Origin of the sequence: Streptococcus vicugnae (genome assembly GCF_016461705.1) — a bacterium.
GTDB classification, from domain to species: domain Bacteria; phylum Bacillota; class Bacilli; order Lactobacillales; family Streptococcaceae; genus Streptococcus; species Streptococcus vicugnae.
On sequence record NZ_JAEMHW010000008.1, the window covers coordinates 24,444 to 47,883 of the forward strand.

General features: G+C 38.2%; 36 protein-coding genes. All 36 read left to right on the forward strand.

The genetic code is table 11. From position 1 onward, the window contains the following. Positions 1-130 precede the first annotated feature (130 nt). The 36 genes from ruvB (at position 131) to rplQ (ending at position 22,604) form a co-directional block, all read left to right on the forward strand. Positions 131-1,129 (forward strand): Holliday junction branch migration DNA helicase RuvB, encoded by a 999-nt coding sequence (gene ruvB / locus JG537_RS09290; RefSeq protein ID WP_199545139.1) that lies wholly within the window; start codon positions 131-133, stop codon positions 1,127-1,129. A gap of 170 nt (positions 1,130-1,299) precedes the next feature. After that, positions 1,300-1,827 (forward strand): DUF7010 family protein, encoded by a 528-nt coding sequence (locus JG537_RS09295; protein WP_074482928.1) that lies wholly within the window; start codon positions 1,300-1,302, stop codon positions 1,825-1,827. Between the two features lie 248 nt (positions 1,828-2,075). Beyond that, entirely contained in the window at positions 2,076-2,507 is a 432-nt protein-coding gene (locus JG537_RS09300) for a low molecular weight protein-tyrosine-phosphatase (RefSeq protein WP_132870026.1), read from the forward strand. Positions 2,508-2,525: 18 nt separating this feature from the next. After that, entirely contained in the window at positions 2,526-2,906 is a 381-nt protein-coding gene (locus JG537_RS09305) for an MORN repeat-containing protein (protein WP_199545141.1), read from the forward strand. After that, the gene (locus tag JG537_RS09310; protein WP_199545143.1) at positions 2,903-4,696 is read left to right on the forward strand and encodes an acyltransferase family protein; all 1,794 of its coding nucleotides are present in this window, start codon (positions 2,903-2,905) and stop codon (positions 4,694-4,696) included. The genes JG537_RS09305 and JG537_RS09310 overlap by 4 nt, the downstream gene beginning before the upstream one ends. Before the next feature lie 352 nt (positions 4,697-5,048). Beyond that, complete coding sequence (gene thrC, locus JG537_RS09315; protein WP_199545145.1) at positions 5,049-6,533, forward strand: threonine synthase; 1,485 nt, start codon at positions 5,049-5,051, stop codon at positions 6,531-6,533. A 53-nt stretch (positions 6,534-6,586) separates the two neighbouring features. Continuing rightward, on the forward strand, positions 6,587-7,885 hold the full coding sequence (locus JG537_RS09320; RefSeq protein WP_199545147.1) for an MATE family efflux transporter: 1,299 nt from the start codon (positions 6,587-6,589) through the stop codon (positions 7,883-7,885). A gap of 273 nt (positions 7,886-8,158) precedes the next feature. Next, positions 8,159-8,467 (forward strand): 30S ribosomal protein S10, encoded by a 309-nt coding sequence (gene rpsJ / locus JG537_RS09325; protein WP_006531319.1) that lies wholly within the window; start codon positions 8,159-8,161, stop codon positions 8,465-8,467. 109 nt (positions 8,468-8,576) lie between these two features. Beyond that, positions 8,577-9,203 (forward strand): 50S ribosomal protein L3, encoded by a 627-nt coding sequence (gene rplC, locus JG537_RS09330; protein WP_003067226.1) that lies wholly within the window; start codon positions 8,577-8,579, stop codon positions 9,201-9,203. A gap of 23 nt (positions 9,204-9,226) precedes the next feature. Beyond that, complete coding sequence (rplD, locus tag JG537_RS09335; protein WP_003067225.1) at positions 9,227-9,850, forward strand: 50S ribosomal protein L4; 624 nt, start codon at positions 9,227-9,229, stop codon at positions 9,848-9,850. Next, complete coding sequence (locus JG537_RS09340; protein WP_003062842.1) at positions 9,850-10,146, forward strand: 50S ribosomal protein L23; 297 nt, start codon at positions 9,850-9,852, stop codon at positions 10,144-10,146. Before rplD ends, JG537_RS09340 begins: the two co-directional genes overlap by 1 nt. 17 nt (positions 10,147-10,163) lie before the next feature. Next, positions 10,164-10,997 (forward strand): 50S ribosomal protein L2, encoded by an 834-nt coding sequence (gene rplB, locus JG537_RS09345; RefSeq protein WP_003067222.1) that lies wholly within the window; start codon positions 10,164-10,166, stop codon positions 10,995-10,997. Positions 10,998-11,098: 101 nt separating this feature from the next. Further along, a complete protein-coding gene (gene rpsS, locus JG537_RS09350; RefSeq protein ID WP_000533765.1) occupies positions 11,099-11,377 on the forward strand; it encodes a 30S ribosomal protein S19 in 279 nt (92 codons plus the stop codon). Positions 11,378-11,392: 15 nt separating this feature from the next. Beyond that, a complete protein-coding gene (rplV, locus tag JG537_RS09355; RefSeq protein WP_003062848.1) occupies positions 11,393-11,737 on the forward strand; it encodes a 50S ribosomal protein L22 in 345 nt (114 codons plus the stop codon). A 12-nt stretch (positions 11,738-11,749) separates the two neighbouring features. Continuing rightward, positions 11,750-12,403 carry a 30S ribosomal protein S3 gene (rpsC, locus tag JG537_RS09360; RefSeq protein ID WP_021141408.1) on the forward strand — a complete coding sequence of 218 codons (654 nt, stop codon included), beginning with the start codon at positions 11,750-11,752 and terminating at the stop codon, positions 12,401-12,403. A 3-nt stretch (positions 12,404-12,406) separates the two neighbouring features. Continuing rightward, a complete protein-coding gene (gene rplP / locus JG537_RS09365) occupies positions 12,407-12,820 on the forward strand; it encodes a 50S ribosomal protein L16 (protein WP_003062852.1) in 414 nt (137 codons plus the stop codon). Positions 12,821-12,829: 9 nt separating this feature from the next. Next, positions 12,830-13,036 (forward strand): 50S ribosomal protein L29, encoded by a 207-nt coding sequence (rpmC, locus tag JG537_RS09370; protein WP_003062854.1) that lies wholly within the window; start codon positions 12,830-12,832, stop codon positions 13,034-13,036. 27 nt (positions 13,037-13,063) lie between these two features. After that, on the forward strand, positions 13,064-13,324 hold the full coding sequence (gene rpsQ, locus JG537_RS09375; RefSeq protein ID WP_002944482.1) for a 30S ribosomal protein S17: 261 nt from the start codon (positions 13,064-13,066) through the stop codon (positions 13,322-13,324). Between the two features lie 24 nt (positions 13,325-13,348). Continuing rightward, entirely contained in the window at positions 13,349-13,717 is a 369-nt protein-coding gene (rplN, locus tag JG537_RS09380; RefSeq protein WP_003062856.1) for a 50S ribosomal protein L14, read from the forward strand. A gap of 76 nt (positions 13,718-13,793) precedes the next feature. Beyond that, entirely contained in the window at positions 13,794-14,099 is a 306-nt protein-coding gene (rplX, locus tag JG537_RS09385; protein WP_003067218.1) for a 50S ribosomal protein L24, read from the forward strand. Between the two features lie 26 nt (positions 14,100-14,125). Then, positions 14,126-14,668 (forward strand): 50S ribosomal protein L5, encoded by a 543-nt coding sequence (gene rplE / locus JG537_RS09390; RefSeq protein WP_003067215.1) that lies wholly within the window; start codon positions 14,126-14,128, stop codon positions 14,666-14,668. Between the two features lie 17 nt (positions 14,669-14,685). Further along, positions 14,686-14,871, forward strand: a complete 186-nt coding sequence (locus JG537_RS09395) for a type Z 30S ribosomal protein S14 (protein WP_003062863.1) — start codon at positions 14,686-14,688, stop codon at positions 14,869-14,871. A gap of 177 nt (positions 14,872-15,048) precedes the next feature. Beyond that, positions 15,049-15,447, forward strand: a complete 399-nt coding sequence (gene rpsH / locus JG537_RS09400; RefSeq protein WP_006531328.1) for a 30S ribosomal protein S8 — start codon at positions 15,049-15,051, stop codon at positions 15,445-15,447. A gap of 140 nt (positions 15,448-15,587) precedes the next feature. Beyond that, positions 15,588-16,124, forward strand: a complete 537-nt coding sequence (rplF, locus tag JG537_RS09405) for a 50S ribosomal protein L6 (RefSeq protein ID WP_074482938.1) — start codon at positions 15,588-15,590, stop codon at positions 16,122-16,124. A 107-nt stretch (positions 16,125-16,231) separates the two neighbouring features. Then, on the forward strand, positions 16,232-16,588 hold the full coding sequence (gene rplR, locus JG537_RS09410) for a 50S ribosomal protein L18 (protein ID WP_003001342.1): 357 nt from the start codon (positions 16,232-16,234) through the stop codon (positions 16,586-16,588). A gap of 18 nt (positions 16,589-16,606) precedes the next feature. Further along, positions 16,607-17,101, forward strand: a complete 495-nt coding sequence (gene rpsE / locus JG537_RS09415) for a 30S ribosomal protein S5 (RefSeq protein ID WP_003062871.1) — start codon at positions 16,607-16,609, stop codon at positions 17,099-17,101. 14 nt (positions 17,102-17,115) lie between these two features. Then, positions 17,116-17,298 carry a 50S ribosomal protein L30 gene (gene rpmD / locus JG537_RS09420; protein WP_006531331.1) on the forward strand — a complete coding sequence of 61 codons (183 nt, stop codon included), beginning with the start codon at positions 17,116-17,118 and terminating at the stop codon, positions 17,296-17,298. A 141-nt stretch (positions 17,299-17,439) separates the two neighbouring features. Beyond that, complete coding sequence (gene rplO / locus JG537_RS09425) at positions 17,440-17,880, forward strand: 50S ribosomal protein L15 (RefSeq protein ID WP_003062876.1); 441 nt, start codon at positions 17,440-17,442, stop codon at positions 17,878-17,880. A gap of 16 nt (positions 17,881-17,896) precedes the next feature. Further along, a complete protein-coding gene (secY, locus tag JG537_RS09430; protein WP_039696042.1) occupies positions 17,897-19,201 on the forward strand; it encodes a preprotein translocase subunit SecY in 1,305 nt (434 codons plus the stop codon). Positions 19,202-19,297: 96 nt separating this feature from the next. Next, a complete protein-coding gene (locus JG537_RS09435; protein WP_074482941.1) occupies positions 19,298-19,954 on the forward strand; it encodes an adenylate kinase in 657 nt (218 codons plus the stop codon). 117 nt (positions 19,955-20,071) lie between these two features. Then, on the forward strand, positions 20,072-20,290 hold the full coding sequence (gene infA, locus JG537_RS09440; RefSeq protein ID WP_001040189.1) for a translation initiation factor IF-1: 219 nt from the start codon (positions 20,072-20,074) through the stop codon (positions 20,288-20,290). 25 nt (positions 20,291-20,315) lie between these two features. Next, positions 20,316-20,432: a 50S ribosomal protein L36 gene (gene rpmJ, locus JG537_RS09445; RefSeq protein ID WP_002959355.1), complete on the forward strand. Its 117-nt coding sequence runs from the start codon at positions 20,316-20,318 to the stop codon at positions 20,430-20,432. A gap of 17 nt (positions 20,433-20,449) precedes the next feature. Next, positions 20,450-20,815 (forward strand): 30S ribosomal protein S13, encoded by a 366-nt coding sequence (rpsM, locus tag JG537_RS09450; protein WP_003067196.1) that lies wholly within the window; start codon positions 20,450-20,452, stop codon positions 20,813-20,815. Between the two features lie 17 nt (positions 20,816-20,832). Further along, the gene (gene rpsK / locus JG537_RS09455; RefSeq protein WP_003062885.1) at positions 20,833-21,216 is read left to right on the forward strand and encodes a 30S ribosomal protein S11; all 384 of its coding nucleotides are present in this window, start codon (positions 20,833-20,835) and stop codon (positions 21,214-21,216) included. Between the two features lie 48 nt (positions 21,217-21,264). Beyond that, positions 21,265-22,203, forward strand: coding sequence for a DNA-directed RNA polymerase subunit alpha (locus tag JG537_RS09460; RefSeq protein WP_009853219.1), 939 nt, complete (start codon positions 21,265-21,267; stop codon positions 22,201-22,203). Positions 22,204-22,217: 14 nt separating this feature from the next. Next, positions 22,218-22,604, forward strand: a complete 387-nt coding sequence (gene rplQ, locus JG537_RS09465) for a 50S ribosomal protein L17 (protein WP_003062890.1) — start codon at positions 22,218-22,220, stop codon at positions 22,602-22,604. Positions 22,605-23,440: the final 836 nt, after the last annotated feature.

The window sequence follows — 23,440 nt, forward strand, 5'->3', positions numbered from 1 at the left end:
ATTAGAATTTATGGAAAGGGGAGAAGAAGCAAATGTTTAAGGGTTTTTCAGTTCTTTTGACGGGTTGGTGGTTCGGTTAGATGCTATCAAAACAATTCACTGACGGCTTTCGTTTTGGTATAATAGAGCCATGAGTAGAATTTTAGATAATGATATTATGGGTGATGAAGAGTTTGTGGAACGTACGCTTCGTCCTCAATATTTAAAAGAATATATTGGGCAGGATAAAGTTAAAAACCAGCTGAAAATTTTTATTGAAGCTGCTAAATTACGAGATGAATCACTTGACCACGTGCTATTGTTTGGACCTCCAGGTCTTGGTAAGACAACAATGGCGTTTGTAATTGCTAATGAATTAGGGGTGAATCTCAAACAAACATCTGGGCCAGCAATTGAAAAAGCGGGAGATTTGGTTGCTATTTTGAATGATTTGGAACCAGGGGATGTTTTGTTTATCGATGAAATTCATCGTATGCCAATGGCGGTAGAAGAAGTACTCTATAGTGCGATGGAAGATTTCTATATTGATATTATGATCGGTAATGGTGAGACTAGTCGTAGTGTCCATTTGGATTTACCACCTTTTACGCTAATTGGAGCAACAACTCGAGCAGGGATGTTGTCAAATCCTTTGCGTGCTCGTTTTGGTATTACGGGACATATGGAATATTATGCTGTTGAGGATTTGACTGAAATTGTGGAACGTACAGCAGATATTTTTGAAATGGAAATTGTACATGAAGCTGCACAAGAGCTGGCAAGACGTAGTCGAGGAACCCCTCGTATTGCGAATCGTTTGTTAAAACGTGTGCGCGACTATGCCCAAATTATGGGAGATGGCATTATTACAAAGGATATTACTGATAAAGCATTAACAATGCTTGATGTTGATCATGAGGGACTTGATTACATTGACCAAAAAATCTTGCGTACCATGATTGAAGTATATAATGGTGGTCCTGTTGGTTTAGGAACGTTATCTGTTAATATCGCTGAAGAGCGTGATACTGTTGAAGATATGTACGAGCCTTATCTGATTCAAAAAGGATTTATTATGCGAACACGTACAGGTCGTGTAGCAACTGCAAAGGCTTATGAACATTTAGGATATCCTTTTGCAGAGAAATAAATATTATCTTAAGGAAAGTTTAAGCAAGGCTTTATATACTATAACCATCCTAAAACTTTTCTTTTTCATAATCTCCGGAAAGAACCTTGGTTTGCCAAGGTTCTTTCTTTGCTTTTTAAAGAGTCAGTGATATGTGATATAATTGAAAAAAAGTTTTTAAAGGGAGAATTATGGAGTTAGAAGTTTTACGAAAAGATATCATTGTCAATCAGAAGAAAGGTCTACCATTCATCATTGCTTCCATCATCATCTGGGGGCTGATAACTTTGGTGACTACATTAAATGCAACAATACAATTGCAGAATCTATTGATTTTTTGTTGCTCGTGTCCTTTATTACCCCTTTCTTGGTTAGTAGGAAAATGGCTGAAAGTTGATATTTTTTCTAAAGAAAATCCTTTAAGTCAATTAGGTTTTTTAGTTACTTGTAATCAATTGATTTATCTATTGATTGTTATGTGGGTATATAGTGCCTTACCTGCAAAGATGTTGATGGTTTATGCAATGGTTTTCGGAGCACATCTCTTGCCTTACTCTTGGCTCTACAAATCAAAGATTTATCTTGTGTTTTCAATTTTTATTCCGATACTTGCGCTGGTACTGGGGCATGTGGCAAGTATGACTAGTTTTGGTTTAGTAATGGTGGTTGTGGAATTTATCTTTGCAGTTTTGTTAGAAATTGAATTAAAGAAGAGTTAATGATTAAAAGTTCTTAGTTATCTAAGGACTTTTTTGTAAAAAAAGAAAGGACTCCATAAGTGGAGTCCTTTCAGGAGATTATGAAAAAGAAAAGTTTTAGGATTGTCTATATTATAGGAAGATAGGCTTAATTTTTTCTTAAAGTCAAAAGCTAAAGGGAAATTTGGCGTGTGATAAGAGCTCTTTTTTTTGTTATAATGATAAAAGAAGTTTTTATCTATTAGTTGTTTGACTACGTAGGAGAGAAAATGAAAAAAGTCTGTTTTGTTTGCTTAGGAAATATTTGTCGTAGTCCAATGGCTGAATTTGTGATGAAAGATTTGCTTTGTGATGATGAGCTAGTGATTGAAAGTCGTGCTACATCTAGTTGGGAGCATGGTAATCCTATTCACCATGGGACACAAGGCATTTTTAAAAAGCATCATATTGAATATGATTTCCAAAAATCATCGCAACAAATTTCACACCAAGATTTTCAGGACTTCGATGTTATTATTGGTATGGATACTAATAATGTGGCAGATTTAAAAGAAATGTCACAAGGTAGATTTGATGATAAAATCTTTCTTTTTGTAGATGGTGGTGTACCAGATCCATGGTTTACTGGTGATTTTGATGCTACCTATGATTTAGTTAAGCGCGGTTGTGAACAATGGCTAGCGCAACTAAGAAATTCTTAGAAGAGAAGTTGAGTAGAAATGAAAAAAATCGAAATAACCCGAGGACGTATTGAACTTCTGACGGTTTTAATTCTTATCATTTGTGGTTTATCGGTATTTACCTTATCGATGAAATCAAAAACAACATTGACTTATGACAATGGTAAGATCACATACACAGGTTATGTGGTTAATCATCGTATGAATGGCCAAGGTAAGTTAACTTATGAAAATGGTGATTCTTACGAAGGTAATTTTAATGATGGTGTCTTTGAAGGTCAAGGAGTTTTTACCTCACATTCTGGATGGATTTATAAGGGTGAATTTAAAAATGGCCAACCAGATGGCGAGGGAACTTTGACCGCACAAAATGGTGAGGTATACACAGGAACCTTTAAACAGGGGATTTTTCAAAAATGAGAATAAAATGGTTTTCAATGGTTAGGGTAACAGGACTTTTATTAGTTCTACTCTATCATTTCTTTAAAACAGCCTTTCCAGGTGGTTTTATTGGTGTTGATATTTTCTTTACTTTTTCAGGTTACTTGATTACAGCATTGCTGATTGATGAGTATTCGAGAAATAAGAAAATTGCTCTTTTAGGTTTTTACAAGAGACGATTCTATCGTATTGTTCCGCCATTAATTTTGATGATTTTGATTGTTATGCCATTTACGTACTTGGTTCGTAGGGACTATGTGGCAAGTATTGGCAGTCAGGTTGCTGCGGCAATTGGATTTACAACGAATTTCTTTGAAATTATTACAGGTGGTAATTACGAAACACAATTTATCCCGCACCTCTTTGTCCATACGTGGAGTTTGGCGATTGAGATGCATTTCTATTTAATCTGGGGCTTTTTGGTTTGGTTGTTAGGAAGACATCAAGATAATTTAGCAAAATTCCGTAGTTTGATTTTTGCAATCTCTGCAGCGTTTTTTGTTGGAAGTTTTCTATCAATGTTTATCCGAGCTTTCTTTGTGGATAATGTTTCGTCGATTTACTTCTCATCTTTAACGCATAGTTTTCCGTTCTTCTTAGGAGCTATGGCGGCAACGATGACTGGTATCAAAGAAACAACAATCCGTTTTAAAAAGAATGTTCGTTTATGGTCTATGAAACGTAGTATTATCACAATGCTAGTGAGCGCAGGACTTTTAGTTCTTTTGATGTTCACCTTGAAATTTGATCAACGCATTACCTATCTATTTGGTTTTGCTTTGGCAAGTTTATTTGCTACTGTGATGATTTATGCAGCGCGTGTTTTAAACGACCAAACACCAAATGCTAAAGAACCTGCAATTATTAATTACTTAGCAGATGTCAGTTATGGGGTTTATTTGTTCCACTGGCCGTTTTATATTATCTTTACACAATTGATGTCAAATGCTTTGGCTGTTCTTTTGACTGTTGTGCTTTCGTTAGCCTTTTCAACTTTATCTTACTATGTGATTGAACCTTATCTTGCTGGAAAACCAGTTAAGCCATTTGGAATTTCATTGGATTTACACCCCTATAAAAAATGGATTTATGGTGTGTCAGCTGCGCTAGGTTTGGTAACAGTGTTAACTGTTGCTACAGCGCCTGCTATGGGTAATTTTGAAACAGGACTTTTGGTTAATTCGCTTCAACAAGCACAAACGAATTTGAACCGTACTCACACTGTGACAGCAGGGGATGCGGGAGCGTTAAGTGATGTCACTGTCATTGGTGATTCTGTTGCTCTTCGCTCGAGTGCAGCATTTTCAAATTTATTACCGAATGCACAATTAGATGCAGCGGTAAGTCGTAGTTTTGATAATGCTTTTGAAATTTTCCAAAACCAAATTTCAAGTGGAACTTTGTCTAAGACAACTGTGCTTGCGATTGGTGTAAATTCTTTGGATCATTATCAAGAAGATATCCAACAATTTATCGATGCTTTGCCTGATGGTCACCGCTTAATTATCGTGACACCGTATAATGCTAGTGATGAAGCTCAGGTTAAACAAGCGCGTGATTATGAATTGAGTCTGTCAAAAACTTATGATTATATTACGATTGCCGATTGGTATAAAACGGCAACAAATCATTCAGAAATTTGGAATGGAACTGATGGTGTTCACTATAGTGATGCGAACAGCACAGGAGCAGATCTTTATGTTAAAACAATTCAAAAAGCAATTGACAAATCCGCTAAAAGACCTGCAAAGGGTGAATCTAATAGTTAATCGTTAAAAGTCAACTTTGGTTGGCTTTTTTATAATAAAACTATCATTTAATGTTAGAAGATATAACGTTAAAAAAGATGAAAAAACACCTTTACATCAGCACTTTGTAGCGTTATAATACATGTGACATAAAACGTGAGAAAAGAGGGGCTAAAGAAGTGGTTGACTTATTTTATGATGTATTGGCAAATGTCTGGATTGCTATTGCTGGAGTAGATTCACGCTGGGGTAATGAATAGGTAAAAGAGCACTGAAAAGTGCTTTTTTTAATAAATAGCGTAAATTTGTATAAATTTTCTGATAATTATGATACAATGGGTGCAAGACTATCTGAAAATATGAGGAATTTGTGATGACGTTAATTTACCAATCAACTCGCGACGAAAATAACAAAGTAACTGCTAGCCAAGCTATTTTACAAGGATTGGCAACTGACGGCGGTTTGTTTACCCCTGTATCAATTCCAGAAGTAGCATTGGATTTTGAAACTTTGAAAGATGCTTCATATCAAGAAGTAGCTAAATTAGTTCTATCAGCATTTTTGGATGATTTTACTGAAGAAGAATTAACTTATTGTATTGATTCTGCCTATGACGAAAAATTTGACACTCCCGCAATTGCTCCGGTTGTCAAATTAGGTGATCAATATAATCTTGAACTTTTCCATGGTTCAACAATCGCTTTTAAAGATATGGCTTTGTCAATCTTGCCATACCTTTTGACAACATCAGCTAAAAAGCAGGGTGTTGATAATAAAATTGTTATTTTAACAGCAACATCAGGAGATACTGGTAAAGCTGCTATGGCTGGTTTTGCAGATGTTCCAGGGACTGAAATTATTGTCTTTTATCCAAAAGATGGCGTCAGCAAAATTCAAGAGCTTCAAATGACAACGCAAACTGGTAACAATACGCATGTTGTAGCGATTACTGGTAACTTTGATGATGCTCAAACAGATGTGAAACGCATGTTTAATGATGTTGATTTACGTGAAAAACTTCTTGCGCACAAAACACAATTTTCATCAGCTAACTCAATGAATGTTGGACGTTTGGTACCGCAAGTTGTTTACTATGTTTATGCTTACGCACAACTTGTTAAAGCAGGTCATATTAAAGCGGGCGAAAAAGTTAACTTTACTGTGCCAACAGGTAACTTCGGTAACATTCTAGCAGCTTATTATGCAAGTCAAATTGGTGTTCCAGTTGGTAAACTAATCTGTGCTTCAAATGAAAATAAAGTGCTAACTGATTTCTTCACAACAGGAACTTATGATAAAAAACGTGAATTTAAAGTGACAACAAGCCCATCAATGGATATCTTGGTATCATCTAACTTGGAACGTTTGATTTTCCATCTTTTAGGTAATGATGCTGTAAAAACTAAAGCGTTGATGGAAAAGCTTGTTTCAGAAGGAGAATACACTCTTTCAGATGCTAATCAAGCTATTCTTGATATGTTTGAAGCCGGTTATGCAACAGAAGCTGAAACTTCTGCTGAAATTAAACGTGTTTATGATGCCTCTGATTATATTGAAGATCCTCATACAGCAGTTGCCTCAGCTGTTTACCAAAAATATGTGGAACGTACAGGTGATCACACTCCAACAGTTATTGCCTCAACTGCTAGCCCATACAAATTCCCACGTGTAGCGGTAGAGGCTGTTAGTGGACAAGCGCCGGCGGATGATTTTGTGGCAGTTAAAGAACTTGAAAAATTATCAGGTGTTGTTATTCCGAAAGCTGTTGACGGACTTGAAACAGCTGAAGTACGCCACAAAACAGTTGTCGCAACAAGCGATATGCAAAAAGCTGTTGAGGAGTACCTAGGGCTTTAAAAAAGCAAGAGCTGAGACTGGTTCTCGGCTTTTCTTTTTGTTACGATAGAAACATGAAACAAACAAAGAAAATTATTCGATTGGCCTTTCCAGCCATGATGGAAAATCTTTTGCAGATGCTCATGGGGGTGGTTGATAACTATCTTGTCGCACAAGTTGGTCTCATTGCTGTGTCTGGTGTCTCTGTGGCTAATAATATTATTACCATTTATCAGGCTATTTTTATTGCTCTTGGTGCAGCGGTCTCAAGTTTGGTTGCTAAGAGCATTGGAGAAAAAAATGCTAAAAAATCTCTCCATTATCAATCTGAGTCTTTGCTTATTACTTTAGGTTTAAGTTTAGCTCTTGGCTTAATTTCTATTGTATTTGGAAAGGCGATTCTGACTTGGCTCGGCACTGAAGAAGCTGTTACTCAAGCTGGTGGTTTATATCTTGCTATTGTGGGAGGTTTGATTTTTAGTTTGGGGTTAATGACGACCTTGAGCGCGTTTTTGCGAGCACTAGGGAAACCACAACTTCCGATGTACATCAGCTTATTGACAAACGTTTTGAATGCTGGCTTGTCAGCTATAGCTGTATTTGTTTTTCATTGGGGAATTATTGGTGTTGCATGTTCAACGGTCTTATCGCGCTTAGTTGGGACCTTGATGTTAGCGAGCCAGTTACCAATTAAAAAGATCATTAAAAATATCAGGTGGACCTTGGATCGTGACTTGGTAAAAATTGCTTTGCCCGCTGCCGGTGAACGTTTGATGATGCGTGCTGGAGATGTTGTTATTGTGGCTATTATCGTTAAGTTTGGGACAGAAGTGGTAGCAGGAAATGCTATCGGTGAGACCTTAACCCAATTTAACTATATGCCAGGAATGGGAGTTGCTACAGCTACGGTGATTCTTGTAGCTCATAGTCTTGGAAAGAAAAATGTTCAAGAAATCAAGCAGCTGGTAAGAGAATCTTATCTAATTTCGGTTATGCTCATGCTTTTGGTTGGTGCTACAGTATTCTTTTCGGGTGGCTATTTAACACACTTATTTACTAATAACCAAGCGGCTTTAACTGCAAGTCTTGTTGTTTTGTTTTATTCTTTTATTGGTGGGCCGGCAACTGCAGGAACATTGATATTTACGGCAGCTTGGCAAGGTTTAGGGAATGCAAAGTTACCATTTTATGCAACCACTTTTGGTATGTGGGTTATCCGAATTATTTCGGGTTACGTACTTGGTGTAAGCATGAATTTGGGTTTAACGGGAGTTTGGTTAGCGACAGTAGCAGACAATATTTTCCGTTGGATTTTTCTATACATCCTCTATCGAAAATATATAAAGAAATTACAAGAATCTACTATTAAATAACATAAATTTTGACCAGATATAAATCTGGTTTTTTTATTGAAAAAATGAAAGGAACTGCTGAAAACATTTTCTTCTAAAAAATTGGAAAAAAAGGGTGCAAAATCCTTGCAAACCACTGTTAAATCTGATATTATATACTGGTGCTGTTAATACAGTGACTTTAGCTATGATACAAGAGGTTGCGACACGCTCGGTTGCATTGCCACGCAAAAGACGTGTTGGTTTTCTTGAGGAGCTAGCCTATTATCTTAAATAGACGAAAAGGAGAAAAAGATGGCAAACAAAAAAATCCGTATCCGTTTGAAAGCATACGAACATCGTACACTTGACACAGCGGCAGAAAAAATTGTTGAAACTGCAACACGTACAGGTGCTTCAGTAGCTGGACCAGTTCCACTTCCAACTGAACGTAGCTTGTACACAATTATTCGTGCGACTCACAAATATAAAGATTCTCGCGAACAATTCGAAATGCGTACTCACAAACGCTTGATCGATATCATCAACCCAACTCAAAAAACAGTTGATGCTTTGATGAAATTGGATCTTCCAAGTGGTGTTAACGTAGAAATCAAACTTTAATAAGGATTTGATTCTTGAGCACAAAAAACGCTCGTTAAAAACTTTTTTGAGCATAAAAAACGCTCATTAAAAACTTTTTAAATAAATAAAGTAAAGGAAATATTTTCTCATGACAAAAGGAATCTTAGGGAAAAAAGTGGGAATGACTCAAATCTTCACTGAATCTGGTGAATTCATCCCTGTTACTGTCATCGAAGCAACTCCAAACGTTGTGCTTCAAGTGAAAACTGTTGAAACAGACGGTTATGAAGCTGTTCAAGTTGGTTTTGACGACAAACGTGAAGTATTGAGCAACAAACCTGCCAAAGGCCATGTAGCAAAAGCTAACACAGCTCCTAAGCGCTTCATTCGTGAATTCAAAAACATTGAAGGCTTGGAAGTTGGTCAAGAAATCACAGTTGATACATTCGAAGCTGGAGATGTTGTTGATGTAACTGGTACATCTAAAGGTAAAGGTTTCCAAGGTGTTATCAAACGCCATGGTCAAGCTCGTGGACCAATGGCTCACGGTTCTCGTTATCACCGTCGTCCAGGTTCTATGGGACCTGTTGCGCCTAACCGTGTTTTCAAAAATAAACACTTGGCAGGACGTATGGGTGGTAACCGTGTGACAATCCAAAACCTTGAAGTTGTCCAAGTTATCCCAGAGAAAAACGTTATCCTTATCAAAGGTAACGTACCAGGTGCTAAGAAATCTCTTATCACTATCAAATCAGCAGTTAAGGCTGCTAAATAATAAGAAAGGAGAAAACAGTTAAAATGGCAAACGTAAAACTATTTGACCAAACTGGTAAAGAAGTTAGCTCAGTTGAATTGAACGACGCTATCTTCGGTATCGAACCAAACGAATCAGTAGTGTTTGATGTTGTTATCAGCCAACGCGCTAGCCTTCGCCAAGGTACTCACGCAGTTAAAAACCGCTCTGCAGTATCTGGTGGTGGTCGTAAACCATGGCGTCAAAAAGGAACTGGACGCGCTCGTCAAGGTTCTATCCGCTCACCACAATGGCGTGGTGGTGGTGTAGTCTTCGGACCAACTCCACGTTCATACGGATACAAACTTCCACAAAAAGTTCGTCGCCTTGCATTGAAATCAGTTTACTCAGCTAAAGTTGCTGAAGAAAAATTTGTAGCTGTAGAAAGCCTTTCATTTGCAGCTCCAAAAACTGCTGAATTCGCAAACGTACTTTCAGCTCTTAACGTTGACTCAAAAGTACTTGTAATCCTTGAAGAAGGTAATGAATTTGCAGCTCTTTCTGCACGTAACCTTCCAAACGTTAAAGTTGCAACTGCAACAACTGCAAGTGTTCTTGATATCGTAAACAGCGACAAACTTCTTGTTACTAAAGAAGCAATCTCTACAATCGAGGAGGTTCTTGCATAATGAATTTGTACGACGTAATCAAAAAACCAGTTATCACTGAAAAATCAATGTACGACCTCGAAGCAGGTAAATATACATTTGAAGTTGACTCTCGTGCGCACAAACTTTTGATCAAACAAGCTGTTGAAGCTGCTTTTGATGGAGTTAAAGTTGCAAACGTGAACACTGTAACTGTTAAACCAAAAGCTAAACGTGTTGGTCGTTACACTGGTTTCACTTCAAAAACTAAAAAAGCTATCATCACTCTTACAGCTGATTCTAAAGCAATCGAGTTGTTTGCAGCTGAAGCTGAATAATCTAAGGAGGAAATAACGTGGGTATTAAAGCTTATAAACCAACGACAAATGGTCGTCGTAATATGACTTCTTTGGATTTTGCTGAAATCACTACAAGCACTCCTGAGAAATCATTGCTTGTTTCACTTAAAAACAAAGCTGGTCGTAACAACAACGGTCGCATCACTGTTCGTCACCAAGGTGGCGGTCACAAACGTCACTACCGTTTGATCGACTTCAAACGTAACAAAGATGGCGTTGAAGCAGTTGTTAAAACTATCGAGTACGATCCAAACCGTACAGCAAACATCGCTCTTGTACACTACACTGATGGTGTGAAAGCTTACATCCTTGCACCTAAAGGTCTTGAAGTTGGTCAACGTATCGTTTCAGGCCCAGATGCAGATATCAAAGTTGGTAATGCTCTTCCACTTGCTAACATCCCTGTTGGTACAGTTATTCACAACATCGAACTTCAACCAGGTAAAGGTGCTGAATTGATTCGTGCCGCTGGTGCATCTGCACAAGTACTTGGTCAAGAAGGTAAATATGTTCTTGTACGTCTTCAATCAGGCGAAGTTCGTATGATTCTTGGAACTTGCCGTGCTACAATCGGTACAGTTGGTAACGAACAACAAGTTCTTGTTAACCTTGGTAAAGCTGGTCGCAGCCGTTGGATGGGTGTCCGTCCTACAGTTCGTGGTTCTGTAATGAACCCTAATGATCACCCACACGGTGGTGGTGAAGGTAAAGCACCAGTTGGACGTAAAGCGCCATCTACTCCTTGGGGTAAACCTGCGCTTGGTCTTAAAACTCGTAACAAAAAAGCTAAATCTGACAAGCTTATCGTTCGTCGTCGTAACGACAAATAATCTGTTAGTCGCTTAGTTTAATAAACATCCGCCAGCTCGGTAGTGTGCATTTATGCACACAGGCCGCTGTGGTACTATATTTTAAAGGAGAAAACTACAAAATGGGACGTAGTCTTAAAAAAGGACCTTTCGTCGATGAGCATTTGATGAAAAAAGTTGAAGCTCAAGCAAATGACGAAAAGAAAAAAGTAATTAAAACTTGGTCACGTCGTTCAACGATTTTTCCAAGTTTCATCGGTTATACAATCGCAGTTTATGATGGACGTAAACACGTACCAGTTTACATCCAAGAAGACATGGTAGGTCACAAACTTGGTGAATTCGCACCAACTCGTACTTACAAAGGTCACGCAGCTGACGATAAGAAAACACGTCGTTAATAGGAGGAGGACACAATGGCAGAAATTACTTCAGCTAAAGCAATGGCTCGTACAGTCCGTGTTTCACCTCGTAAAACACGTCTTGTACTTGATCTTATCCGTGGTAAGAATGTTGCTGACGCAATCGCAATCTTGAAATTCACTCCAAACAAAGCAGCTCGTGTAGTTGAAAAAGTTCTTAACTCTGCTATCGCTAATGCAGAAAACAACTTTGGTTTGGAAAAAGCTAACTTGGTAGTATCTGAAACTTTCGCAAACGAAGGACCAACAATGAAACGTTTCCGTCCACGTGCTAAAGGTTCAGCTTCACCAATCAACAAACGCACAACTCACGTAACAGTAGTTGTGTCAGAAAAATAAGGAGGTAAAATCGTGGGTCAAAAAGTACATCCAATTGGTATGCGTGTCGGAATCATCCGTGATTGGGATGCGAAATGGTATGCTGAAAAAGAATACGCGGATTACCTTCATGAAGATCTTGCAATCCGCAAATTCATCCAAACAGAATTGGCAGACGCTTCAGTTTCACGTATTGAAATTGAACGTGCTGTAAATAAAGTAATTGTTTCACTTCACACTGCAAAACCTGGTATGGTTATCGGTAAAGGTGGAGCTAACGTTGACGCTCTTCGCGTTAAACTTAATAAATTGACAGGAAAACAAGTTCACATCAACATCGTTGAAATCAAACAACCTGATTTGGACGCACACCTTGTTGGTGAAAACATTGCACGTCAACTTGAACAACGTGTTGCTTTCCGTCGTGCTCAAAAACAAGCTATCCAACGTACAATGCGTGCAGGTGCTAAAGGTATCAAAACTCAAGTATCTGGTCGTTTGAACGGTGCTGATATCGCTCGTGCTGAAGGTTACTCAGAAGGAACTGTTCCACTTCACACACTTCGTGCAGATATCGACTACGCTTGGGAAGAAGCTGACACTACTTACGGTAAACTTGGTGTTAAAGTTTGGATCTACCGTGGTGAAGTTCTTCCAGCTCGTAAAAACACTAAAGGAGGCAAATAACAAATGTTAGTACCTAAACGTGTTAAACACCGTCGCGAATTCCGTGGAAAAATGCGCGGTGAAGCTAAAGGTGGTAAAGAAGTCGCATTCGGTGAATACGGTCTTCAAGCTACTACTAGCCACTGGATCACAAACCGTCAAATCGAAGCTGCCCGTATCGCAATGACTCGTTACATGAAACGTGGTGGTAAAGTTTGGATTAAAATCTTCCCACACAAATCATACACTGCTAAAGCTATCGGTGTACGTATGGGTTCTGGTAAAGGGGCACCTGAAGGTTGGGTAGCACCAGTTAAACGTGGTAAAGTTATGTTCGAAATCGCTGGTGTATCTGAAGAAGTTGCACGTGAAGCACTTCGTCTTGCTAGCCACAAATTGCCAGTTAAGACTAAATTCGTGAAACGTGAAGCAGAATAAGGAGAAATCATGAAACTTCAAGAAATTAAAGATTTTGTTAAAGAGCTTCGTGGTCTTTCTCAAGAAGAACTTGCTAAGAAAGAAAACGAACTTAAGAAAGAACTTTTCGATCTTCGTTTCCAAGCTGCAGCAGGTCAACTTGATCAAACTGCTCGTTTGAACGAAGTTAAAAAACAAATTGCACGTGTTAAAACAGTGCAATCTGAAAAGAAATAATAGATTGGGAAAGGAGAAATTCTAATAATGGAACGTAATCAACGTAAAACCCTTGTTGGACGCGTAGTATCTGACAAAATGGATAAAACAATCACTGTTGTAGTTGAAACTAAACGTAACCACCCAGTCTATGGTAAACGTATCAACTATTCTAAAAAATACAAAGCACATGATGAAAACAACGTTGCTAAAGAAGGCGATATCGTTCGTATCATGGAAACTCGTCCACTTTCAGCTACAAAACACTTCCGTCTTGTAGAAGTTGTGGAAGAAGCTGTTATTATCTAATCAAACTAAAAGGAGAAATTTGAAATGATTCAACAAGAAACTCGCTTGAAAGTTGCTGATAATAGCGGTGCTCGTGAGATCTTGACTATCAAAGTTCTTGGTGGTTCAGGACGTAAATTCGCTAACATCGGTGACGTAATCGTTGCTTCTGTAAAACAAGCTACTCCTGGTGGAGCTGTTAAAAAAGGTGATGTCGTAAAAGCTGTAGTTGTTCGTACTAAATCAGGTGCACGCCGTCCAGACGGTTCATACATCAAATTTGACGACAACGCTGCAGTAATTATCCGTGATGACAAAACTCCTCGCGGAACTCGTATCTTCGGCCCTGTTGCACGTGAATTGCGTGAAGGTGGCTTCATGAAGATCGTATCACTTGCACCAGAAGTACTTTAATTCATAAACACAAACTAAGTCCCCTGCTTTTGCAGGGTGCCCATTAGGGCGTAAGAAATAATAGGAGAAAAACCAAATGTTTGTAAAAAAAGGCGATAAAGTTCGCGTTATTGCTGGTAAGGACAAAGGCGTTGAAGCTGTAGTTCTTAAAGCCCTTCCTAAAGTCAACAAAGTTGTTGTTGAAGGTGTTGCTATTGTTAAAAAACATCAAAAACCAAACAACGTAAACCCTCAAGGTGCTATCGTGGAAAAAGAAGCACCGATTCATGTGTCTAACGTTCAAGTTCTTGACAAAAATGGTGTTGCAGGACGTGTTGGTTACAAAGTTGTAGACGGCAAAAAAGTTCGTTACAACAAAAAATCAGGCGAAGTGCTTGATTAATCACGAAGGAAAGGAGAAAGTATATAATGGCAAATCGCTTAAAAGAAAAATACACTAACGAAGTAGTTCCTGCTTTGACTGAAAAATTCAACTACACTTCAGTTATGGCTGTCCCAAAAGTTGAGAAAATCGTTCTTAACATGGGTGTTGGTGATGCTGTAAATAACGCTAAAAATCTTGAAAAAGCTGCTGCTGAATTGGCACTTATTTCAGGTCAAAAACCATTGATTACTAAAGCTAAGAAATCAATCGCTGGCTTCCGTCTTCGTGAAGGTGTAGCGATCGGTGCAAAAGTTACCCTTCGTGGTGAACGTATGTACGAATTCTTAGATAAATTGGTAACTGTTTCACTTCCACGTGTACGTGACTTCCACGGTGTTCCAACAAAATCATTTGACGGACGTGGTAACTACACACTTGGTGTGAAAGAACAATTGATCTTCCCAGAAATCAACTTTGATGATGTTGATAAAGTACGTGGTCTTGATATTGTTATCGTAACTACTGCTAACACTGACGAAGAAGGTCGTGAATTGCTTAAGGGCCTTGGAATGCCTTTTGCAAAATAATTTAGGAGGTAAATCAATTGGCTAAAAAATCTATGATTGCTAAGAATCATCGCCCTGCGAAATTCTCTACGCAAGCTTACACTCGTTGCGAACGTTGTGGCCGTCCACACTCAGTTTACCGCAAATTCAAACTTTGCCGTGTTTGCTTCCGTGAGTTAGCTTACAAAGGACAAATCCCAGGCGTTACCAAAGCTTCTTGGTAAGTCGATGATATAAGAAACCAGACTGAACTAGCCAAAGTGGTAAGTTGTTTTAACAATTTTCTGCTTGGCACCGTTCATGATGGGTTCAAGAATATTGCTTGAACAAAATTAAGCCCTAGGGCGACATTAACTAGCAAGTGAACACATTCAAACTACTAGTAAGAGGAGAATATATAAATGGTTATGACTGACCCAATTGCAGACTTTTTGACACGCATTCGTAATGCTAACCAAGCAAAACACGAAGTGCTTGAAGTACCTGCATCAAACATCAAAAAAGGTATTGCTGAAATCCTTAAACGCGAAGGTTTCGTGAAAAACGTTGAAGTTATCGAAGACGATAAACAAGGTATCATCCGTGTATTCCTTAAATACGGACAAAACGGTGAACGTGTTATCACTAACTTGAAACGTATTTCTAAACCAGGTCTTCGTGTTTACGCAAAACGTGAAGATGTTCCTAAAGTTCTTAACGGACTTGGAATTGCAATTATTTCTACATCAGAAGGTCTTTTGACTGACAAAGAAGCTCGTCAAAAGAACGTTGGTGGAGAGGTTATTGCTTACGTTTGGTAAGATAAAAACTTCACTTCAATTTTCATTGAAGAAAGTTTCTTACTTAATAATGGACTATAATACAGCTACTGTATATTAGTCGCCCCGTGAAAACTCGTCGCTTTATGCGGCTTGACAATTTAACAGGAGAAAATAAAACTATGTCACGTATTGGTAATAAAGTTATCAACTTGCCTGCTGGTGTAGAAGTTACTAACAACAACAATGTAGTAACTGTTAAAGGACCTAAAGGCGAACTCACTCGTGAGTTTAACAAAAACATTGAAATCAAAGTTGAAGGAACTGAAGTTTCACTTCACCGTCCAAACGACTCAAAAGAAATGAAAACAATCCATGGTACAGCTCGTGCTAACTTGAACAACATGGTAATTGGTGTTTCTGAAGGTTTCAAAAAAGAACTTGAAATGCGCGGGGTTGGTTACCGTGCACAACTTCAAGGTTCAAAACTTGTACTTTCTGTAGGTAAATCTCACCAAGACGAAGTAGAAGCTCCAGAAGGAATTTCATTTGAAGTACCATCTGCAACTTCAATCGTCGTTAACGGTATCAGCAAAGAAGTTGTTGGTCAAACAGCTGCTTACATCCGTAGCCTTCGTGCTCCAGAACCTTACAAAGGTAAAGGTATCCGTTACGTTGGTGAATACGTACGTCGTAAAGAAGGTAAAACAGGTAAATAATAGTTTATGGGATGTTTTGCGAGATCTATTCTCGCAGCACTCATATGCTAACATTTATAAAAACAATGTCGTTTTGACATTAATCAATTAATTAAGAGGTGAAAATTGTGATTTCGAAACCAGATAAAAACAAAATCCGCCAAAAACGCCACCGTCGCGTTCGCGGTAAACTCTCTGGAACTGCTGATCGCCCACGTTTGAACGTTTTCCGTTCTAATACAGGCATCTACGCTCAAGTTATTGATGACGTAGCGGGTGTAACGCTCGCAAGTGCATCAACTCTTGATAAAGAAGTTTCTAAAGGAACTAAAACAGAACAAGCCGTTGTTGTCGGTAAACTTGTTGCTGAACGCGCAGTAGCTAAAGGTATTTCTGAAGTGGTGTTTGACCGCGGTGGATATCTCTATCACGGACGTGTTAAAGCTTTGGCTGACTCAGCTCGTGAAAACGGATTGAAATTCTAATAGGGAGGACACTTAATAATGGCATTTAAAGATAATGCAGTTGAACTTGAAGAACGCGTTGTTGCGATCAACCGTGTTACAAAAGTTGTTAAAGGTGGACGTCGTCTTCGCTTTGCTGCTCTTGTAGTTGTTGGTGACCGTAATGGTCGTGTAGGTTTCGGTACTGGTAAAGCTCAAGAAGTACCAGAAGCTATTCGTAAAGCTGTTGAAGACGCTAAGAAAAACTTGATCGAAGTACCTATGGTTGGTACAACAATTCCTCACGAAGTTCGTTCAGAATTTGGTGGAGCTAAAGTATTGTTGAAACCTGCTGTAGAAGGTGCTGGGGTTGCTGCTGGTGGTGCTGTTCGTGCCGTCATCGAATTGGCCGGTGTTGCAGATGTTACATCTAAATCACTTGGTTCAAACACTCCAATCAACATTGTTCGCGCAACTGTTGAAGGTTTGAAACAACTTAAACGTGCAGAAGACGTTGCTGCTCTTCGCGGTGTTTCAGTTTCTGATTTAGCATAAGAAAGGGGATAATAATGGCTCAAATTAAAATTACTTTGACTAAGTCTCCAATCGGACGCATTCCTGCACAACGTAAAACAGTTGCTGCTCTTGGACTTGGTAAATTACATAGCTCAGTTGTCAAAGAAGACACTCCAGCTATCCGTGGAATGGTTACTTCAGTTTCACACTTGGTAACTGTTGAAGATGTTAAATAATTAACATTAAATAAATTTTAGGTTTAAGTCGCAAGGGGTACTCTTGCGACTTAAACTAGATATTAGTATAGGCGAGTTTCTATGGGGAGTCCTTTCCCCTCATAGAGGCGCTAGCATTTTACAAAAAAGGAGAAAATAATAATGAAACTTCATGAACTTAAACCTGCTGAAGGTTCTCGTAAAGTACGTAACCGTGTAGGTCGTGGTACATCATCTGGTAACGGTAAAACTGCAGGACGCGGTCAAAAAGGTCAAAAAGCTCGTAGCGGTGGTAAAGTACGTCTTGGTTTTGAAGGTGGACAAACTCCATTGTTCCGTCGTATGCCAAAACGTGGTTTCTTGAACGTTAACGCTAAAGAATACGCTCTTGTAAACCTTGACCAACTTAACGTTTTCGAAGATGGTACAGAAGTAACTCCAGTTGTTCTTAAAGAAGCTGGAATCATTCGTGCTGAAAAATCAGGCGTTAAAGTTCTTGGTAACGGCGAATTGACTAAAAAATTGACTGTTAAAGCAGCTAAATTCTCTAAATCTGCTGAAGCAGCTATCACTGCAAAAGGTGGTTCAATCGAAGTCATCTAATTAAGGAGGACTCGGTATGTTCTTTAAATTACTTAAAGATGCACTAAAGGTAAAAAATGTTAGAAATAAAATTTTCTTTACACTTTTTATCATCTTTGTTTTCCGTGTTGGAACACATATTACTGTGCCAGGTATCAATGCTAAAAGTCTTGATCAACTAGGTGAACTTCCCTTTCTAAATATGTTGAACCTTGTTTCTGGTAATGCTATGAGTAACTTCTCTGTATTCTCAATGGGTGTTAGCCCGTACATCACAGCATCTATCATTGTTCAGCTGTTGCAAATGGATATCTTGCCTAAGTTTGTTGAATGGAGCAAACAAGGTGAAGTTGGGCGTCGTAAGTTAAATCAAGCGACTCGTTATATTTCACTTGTCTTGGCTTTCATTCAATCAATCGGGATTACAGCAGGCTTTAATACTTTATCAAGTATTTCATTGGTGTCAACACCAAATGTTAAAACATACATTCTAATTGGTGCTTTGTTAACTACTGGTAGTATGATTGTGACATGGCTCGGTGAACAAATCACCGACAAAGGTTTCGGAAATGGTGTTTCAATGATTATCTTCGCGGGTATCATTTCATCAATTCCAAATGCTATTTCAACAATCTATGAAGATTTCTTTGTAAACGTTCGTTCAAGTGATTTAATATCTTCATATATCTTTGTAGCTTTGTTGATTGTAGCTGTATTGGCAATTGTGTTCTTTACAACCTTTGTCCAACAAGCAGAATATAAAATTCCAATCCAATATACAAAATTGGTTCAAGGTGCACCAACAAGTTCTTATCTTCCTTTAAAAATTAATCCGGCTGGCGTCATTCCCGTTATCTTTGCCAGTTCGATTACAACGATTCCAAGTACGATTATTCCGTTGATTTCAAATGGACATGATATTCCTTGGCTTACAACTCTAGAATCATATTTGAATTACCAAACACCGATCGGAATGGTAATTTACGCAGTACTAATTATTTTATTCTCATTCTTCTATACTTTTGTTCAAGTTAATCCTGAAAAAACAGCAGAAAACTTGCAAAAAGGTGCGTCATATATTCCTAGTGTTCGACCTGGACGCGAAACAGAAGAATATCTTTCTTCATTATTGAAGAAATTAGCTACTGTAGGTTCAATTTTCTTGGCGTTTATTTCATTAACACCAATTATTGCACAACAAGCAATGAACTTATCTAGCAGTATTGCTCTTGGAGGAACAAGTCTTCTTATCTTGATTTCAACAGGTATTGAAGGAATGAAACAACTTGAAGGTTATCTCTTGAAGAGACAGTATGTTGGTTTCATGAACACAGCAGAATAGAATATAGGTTGACCTAGTCAACCTTTCTATTTTGTTTTTGAATAAGTTTAGCACTTCGGTGTTAAATTTATTTAAAAACAAAATAAGGAGAGTATCATGAATCTTTTAATCATGGGTTTACCAGGGGCTGGTAAAGGGACTCAAGCAGCAAAAATCGTTGAAGAATTCGGCGTTGCACACATTTCTACCGGAGATATGTTCCGTGCTGCAATGGCAAACAAAACTGAAATGGGTGTTCTTGCTAAATCATTCATCGATAAAGGTGAACTTGTACCTGACGAAGTAACTAACGGTATTGTTAAAGAACGTTTGGCACAAGCTGATATCGCTGAAAAAGGTTTCTTGCTTGATGGTTACCCACGTACTATCGAACAAGCACATGCTTTGGATGAAACACTTAAAAATTTGGATCTTAAATTAGACGGTGTTATTAACATTGATGTTAATCCAGACAGCTTGATTGAACGCTTATCTGGCCGCTTTATTTGCCGTTCTTGTGGAGCAACATACCACAAAGTATTCAATCCAACAAAAGTTGAAGGAACTTGTGATGCATGTGGCGGACATGAATTCTACCAACGTGAAGATGACAAACCTGAAACTGTAAAACGTCGTCTTGATGTTAATATTGCTCAAGGTGCACCAATCATTGAACACTATCGTAAAGCTGGTATTGTTTTTGATATTCAAGGTAACCAAGACATCAATGATGTATTTGCTGACATTGAAAAAGCAATCTCATCATTAAAATAATTTAAGAGTTTCTACTTGCACAAGTAGAAGAGTCGTGATATAATAGGCTAGTCTGGCTTATAATTGTTACCTCTGTACTCAGAGGACATCAAATCGAAATTTAGGGGGTACTTTTGCGTGGCAAAAGAAGATGTGATTGAAATTGAAGGTAAAGTTGTTGAGACGATGCCTAACGCTATGTTTACTGTTGAATTAGAAAATGGACACCAAATCTTGGCAACTGTATCAGGAAAAATCCGTAAAAACTACATTCGTATTTTGGTAGGTGACCGTGTTACTGTTGAAATGAGTCCATACGATTTAACACGTGGACGTATCACATACCGCTTTAAATAATCGAAATAATTGGAGGGATTAAAAAATGAAGGTAAGACCATCAGTCAAACCAATTTGCGAATACTGTAAAGTTATTCGTCGTAACGGTCGTGTTATGGTAATTTGTCCATCAAATCCAAAACACAAACAACGTCAAGGATAATATAGAAAGGAGAAAAAATGGCTCGTATTGCTGGAGTTGATATTCCAAATGAAAAACGTGTAGTAATTTCACTTACTTATGTATATGGTATCGGTCTTGCAACTTCTAAGAAAATCTTAGCAGCTGCTGGTGTTTCTGAAGACATCCGTGTTAAAGATTTGACATCAGATCAAGAAGATGCTATCCGTCGTGAAGTTGATGCAATTAAAGTTGAAGGTGACCTTCGTCGTGAAGTGAACATGAACATCAAACGCTTGATGGAAATTGGTTCATACCGTGGTATCCGTCACCGTCGTGGACTTCCTGTCCGTGGTCAAAACACTAAAAATAACGCTCGCACTCGTAAAGGTAAAGCAGTTGCGATTGCTGGTAAGAAAAAATAAAATAGGAGGTAAAAAAATTGGCTAAACCAACACGTAAACGTCGTGTGAAAAAGAACATCGAATCTGGTGTTGCTCATATTCACGCTACATTCAATAACACTATTGTTATGATTACAGATGTGCATGGTAATGCAATTGCTTGGTCATCAGCTGGTGCTCTTGGATTCAAAGGTTCTCGTAAATCTACTCCATTCGCTGCACAAATGGCTGCTGAAGCTGCTGCTAAATCTGCACAAGAACATGGTCTTAAAACTGTTGAAGTTACTGTAAAAGGTCCTGGTTCAGGTCGTGAGTCTGCTATTCGTGCTCTTGCTGCTGCTGGTCTTGAAGTGACTTCAATCCGTGACGTTACTCCTGTGCCACACAATGGTGCTCGTCCTCCAAAACGTCGTCGTGTGTAATCATAATTGTTAATAGTACACAAGATTCGTTTCGAGGGAGTATAATAAATGATTGAGTTTGAAAAACCAATAATAACAAAAATTGATGAAAATAAAGATTACGGCAGATTTGTCATCGAACCACTTGAACGTGGATACGGGACAACTCTAGGTAATTCTCTTCGTCGTGTACTCTTGTCTTCACTCCCAGGTGCGGCAGTAACATCAATTAAAATTGATGGAGTACTCCACGAATTTGACACTATTCCAGGTGTACGCGAAGATGTTATGCAAATCATCCTTAATATTAAAGGACTTGCAGTAAAATCTTATGTTGATGATGAAAAAATTATCGAACTTGATGTTGAAGGCCCAGCAGAAGTTACTGCAGGAGATATTTTAACAGATAGCGATGTTGAAATCGTCAACCCAGACCACTATCTCTTTACAATCGCTGAAGGACACAGTTTGAAAGCTACAATGACTGTTGCTAAAAAACGTGGTTACGTTCCAGCAGAAGGTAATAAAAAAGAAGATGCTCCAGTGGGAACATTGGCTGTAGACTCTATCTACACACCAGTGAAAAAAGTTAATTATCAAGTTGAACCTGCTCGCGTAGGTAGCAATGATGGCTTTGATAAATTAACAATCGAAATCATGACAAATGGCACAATCATTCCTGAAGATGCTTTAGGTCTATCTGCGCGCGTTTTGATCGAACACTTGAATTTGTTTACTGACCTTACTGAAGTGGCTAAAAACACTGATGTGATGAAAGAAACTGAAAAAGTTAACGATGAAAAAGTGCTTGACCGTACTATCGAAGAACTTGATTTGTCAGTCCGCTCATATAACTGTCTTAAACGTGCAGGTATCAACACTGTATTTGATTTGACAGAAAAAACTGAGCCTGAAATGATGAAAGTCCGTAACCTTGGTCGTAAGAGCCTTGAAGAAGTCAAAGTTAAACTTGCTGATCTTGGACTCGGACTCAAAAACGATAAATAATATAGGAGGATAAAATGGCTTACCGTAAACTAGGACGCACTAGCTCACAACGTAAAGCAATGCTTCGTGATTTGACAACAGATCTTTTGATTAACGAATCTATTGTAACTACAGAAGCTCGTGCTAAAGAAATCCGCAAAACAGTTGAAAAAATGATTACTTTAGGTAAACGTGGTGATCTTCATGCTCGTCGTCAAGCTGCTGCTTTCGTTCGCAATGAAATTGCATCTGAAAACTTTGATGAAGCTACTGAAAAATACACTTCACAAACAGCACTTCAAAAACTTTTCGATGAAATCGCACCACGTTACGCAGAACGCAACGGTGGATACACTCGTATTCTTAAAACTGAACCTCGCCGTGGTGATGCTGCTCCAATGGCAATCATTGAATTAGTATAATTTTTATCAATTTTGTTGAGTGTTATGATGATGGAACTCTAGGGTTCTTAGTCTAGCTCTGGTCTACCGCTGGGGATTTTCCCTAGCGGGAACACTCATCATATTGGTGATTTAGTAACGCTTGTTTACGAAATGTCTCTAGTTTAGAAACACTTCGTAAGCAGGCGTTTTTATACTTTATTTATTACATTACTACCTAAGTCGCTCAGAAACGCTCAAAATTGCTTTATAACAGCTCCTAATATTACAAATGAGGGAAATGGTATAAGACCTTTCAGAGAACGCTATATGGCCTTTGTAGACGTCAATATCAAAAAATCCGATTAACAGAGTATAAAAATTGCCTAAATGGGATAAAATCCGTCTTTACACTTCGTTTAATCTCCTACTAGAATCGAAAGTAGTGATTCTTGAGTTGGTGAGGTAGTTATAACATCTAAGCACAAAAAATTATCTGTATTAGATGAGTAAGATTAGTTTAATAAGCAGCTAAGGCAGCAATGAGGGACGTTCGCGGATAGGTAAAATTAATTTTTTCCTGATAAGCTAAGTGCGGAAAAGTAAAAAGGAAAGCTTTGGGTGGAGAATGACGGTGATAAAGTCATAAAATAGTCAAATAAGAGAGTAGAAAGAGTATTCCATCAAAATTTAAACGCCTGAAAGAATGCCTATCATGACAGATTTTATGACAGTATTACAAAAAAATATCAAAAACTATCAAAAAAGTGTTGACAGTGTAAATTAAGTTTAGTATACTAAATAAGCTGTTGTTTGAAGCAGCTAACATTTCAAACAGCTTTGAAAAAACTTAAAAAAGTTCTTGACAAAGCGAGTTA

Excerpts from the sequence above, each read along its gene's own strand:
- rplO (WP_003062876.1), top strand. The coding sequence starts at position 17,440 with ATGAAACTTCATGAACTTAAACCTGCTGAAGGTTCTCGTAAAGTACGT.
- rplE (WP_003067215.1), top strand. The coding sequence starts at position 14,126 with ATGGCAAATCGCTTAAAAGAAAAATACACTAACGAAGTAGTTCCTGCT.
- rpsJ (WP_006531319.1), top strand. The coding sequence starts at position 8,159 with ATGGCAAACAAAAAAATCCGTATCCGTTTGAAAGCATACGAACATCGT.
- JG537_RS09305 (WP_199545141.1), top strand. The coding sequence starts at position 2,526 with ATGAAAAAAATCGAAATAACCCGAGGACGTATTGAACTTCTGACGGTT.
- rpmC (WP_003062854.1), top strand. The coding sequence starts at position 12,830 with ATGAAACTTCAAGAAATTAAAGATTTTGTTAAAGAGCTTCGTGGTCTT.
- secY (WP_039696042.1), top strand. The coding sequence starts at position 17,897 with ATGTTCTTTAAATTACTTAAAGATGCACTAAAGGTAAAAAATGTTAGA.
- rpmJ (WP_002959355.1), top strand. The coding sequence starts at position 20,316 with ATGAAGGTAAGACCATCAGTCAAACCAATTTGCGAATACTGTAAAGTT.
- rplV (WP_003062848.1), top strand. The coding sequence starts at position 11,393 with ATGGCAGAAATTACTTCAGCTAAAGCAATGGCTCGTACAGTCCGTGTT.
- rpsS (WP_000533765.1), top strand. The coding sequence starts at position 11,099 with ATGGGACGTAGTCTTAAAAAAGGACCTTTCGTCGATGAGCATTTGATG.
- JG537_RS09295 (WP_074482928.1), top strand. The coding sequence starts at position 1,300 with ATGGAGTTAGAAGTTTTACGAAAAGATATCATTGTCAATCAGAAGAAA.
- JG537_RS09340 (WP_003062842.1), top strand. The coding sequence starts at position 9,850 with ATGAATTTGTACGACGTAATCAAAAAACCAGTTATCACTGAAAAATCA.
- rpsM (WP_003067196.1), top strand. The coding sequence starts at position 20,450 with ATGGCTCGTATTGCTGGAGTTGATATTCCAAATGAAAAACGTGTAGTA.
- JG537_RS09460 (WP_009853219.1), top strand. The coding sequence starts at position 21,265 with ATGATTGAGTTTGAAAAACCAATAATAACAAAAATTGATGAAAATAAA.
- rplC (WP_003067226.1), top strand. The coding sequence starts at position 8,577 with ATGACAAAAGGAATCTTAGGGAAAAAAGTGGGAATGACTCAAATCTTC.
- rpsE (WP_003062871.1), top strand. The coding sequence starts at position 16,607 with ATGGCATTTAAAGATAATGCAGTTGAACTTGAAGAACGCGTTGTTGCG.
- ruvB (WP_199545139.1), top strand. The coding sequence starts at position 131 with ATGAGTAGAATTTTAGATAATGATATTATGGGTGATGAAGAGTTTGTG.
- JG537_RS09310 (WP_199545143.1), top strand. The coding sequence starts at position 2,903 with ATGAGAATAAAATGGTTTTCAATGGTTAGGGTAACAGGACTTTTATTA.
- rplP (WP_003062852.1), top strand. The coding sequence starts at position 12,407 with ATGTTAGTACCTAAACGTGTTAAACACCGTCGCGAATTCCGTGGAAAA.
- rpsQ (WP_002944482.1), top strand. The coding sequence starts at position 13,064 with ATGGAACGTAATCAACGTAAAACCCTTGTTGGACGCGTAGTATCTGAC.
- rplD (WP_003067225.1), top strand. The coding sequence starts at position 9,227 with ATGGCAAACGTAAAACTATTTGACCAAACTGGTAAAGAAGTTAGCTCA.
- rpmD (WP_006531331.1), top strand. The coding sequence starts at position 17,116 with ATGGCTCAAATTAAAATTACTTTGACTAAGTCTCCAATCGGACGCATT.
- thrC (WP_199545145.1), top strand. The coding sequence starts at position 5,049 with ATGACGTTAATTTACCAATCAACTCGCGACGAAAATAACAAAGTAACT.
- rplF (WP_074482938.1), top strand. The coding sequence starts at position 15,588 with ATGTCACGTATTGGTAATAAAGTTATCAACTTGCCTGCTGGTGTAGAA.
- rplX (WP_003067218.1), top strand. The coding sequence starts at position 13,794 with ATGTTTGTAAAAAAAGGCGATAAAGTTCGCGTTATTGCTGGTAAGGAC.
- JG537_RS09435 (WP_074482941.1), top strand. The coding sequence starts at position 19,298 with ATGAATCTTTTAATCATGGGTTTACCAGGGGCTGGTAAAGGGACTCAA.
- JG537_RS09300 (WP_132870026.1), top strand. The coding sequence starts at position 2,076 with ATGAAAAAAGTCTGTTTTGTTTGCTTAGGAAATATTTGTCGTAGTCCA.
- rplN (WP_003062856.1), top strand. The coding sequence starts at position 13,349 with ATGATTCAACAAGAAACTCGCTTGAAAGTTGCTGATAATAGCGGTGCT.
- rplQ (WP_003062890.1), top strand. The coding sequence starts at position 22,218 with ATGGCTTACCGTAAACTAGGACGCACTAGCTCACAACGTAAAGCAATG.
- JG537_RS09320 (WP_199545147.1), top strand. The coding sequence starts at position 6,587 with ATGAAACAAACAAAGAAAATTATTCGATTGGCCTTTCCAGCCATGATG.
- rpsH (WP_006531328.1), top strand. The coding sequence starts at position 15,049 with ATGGTTATGACTGACCCAATTGCAGACTTTTTGACACGCATTCGTAAT.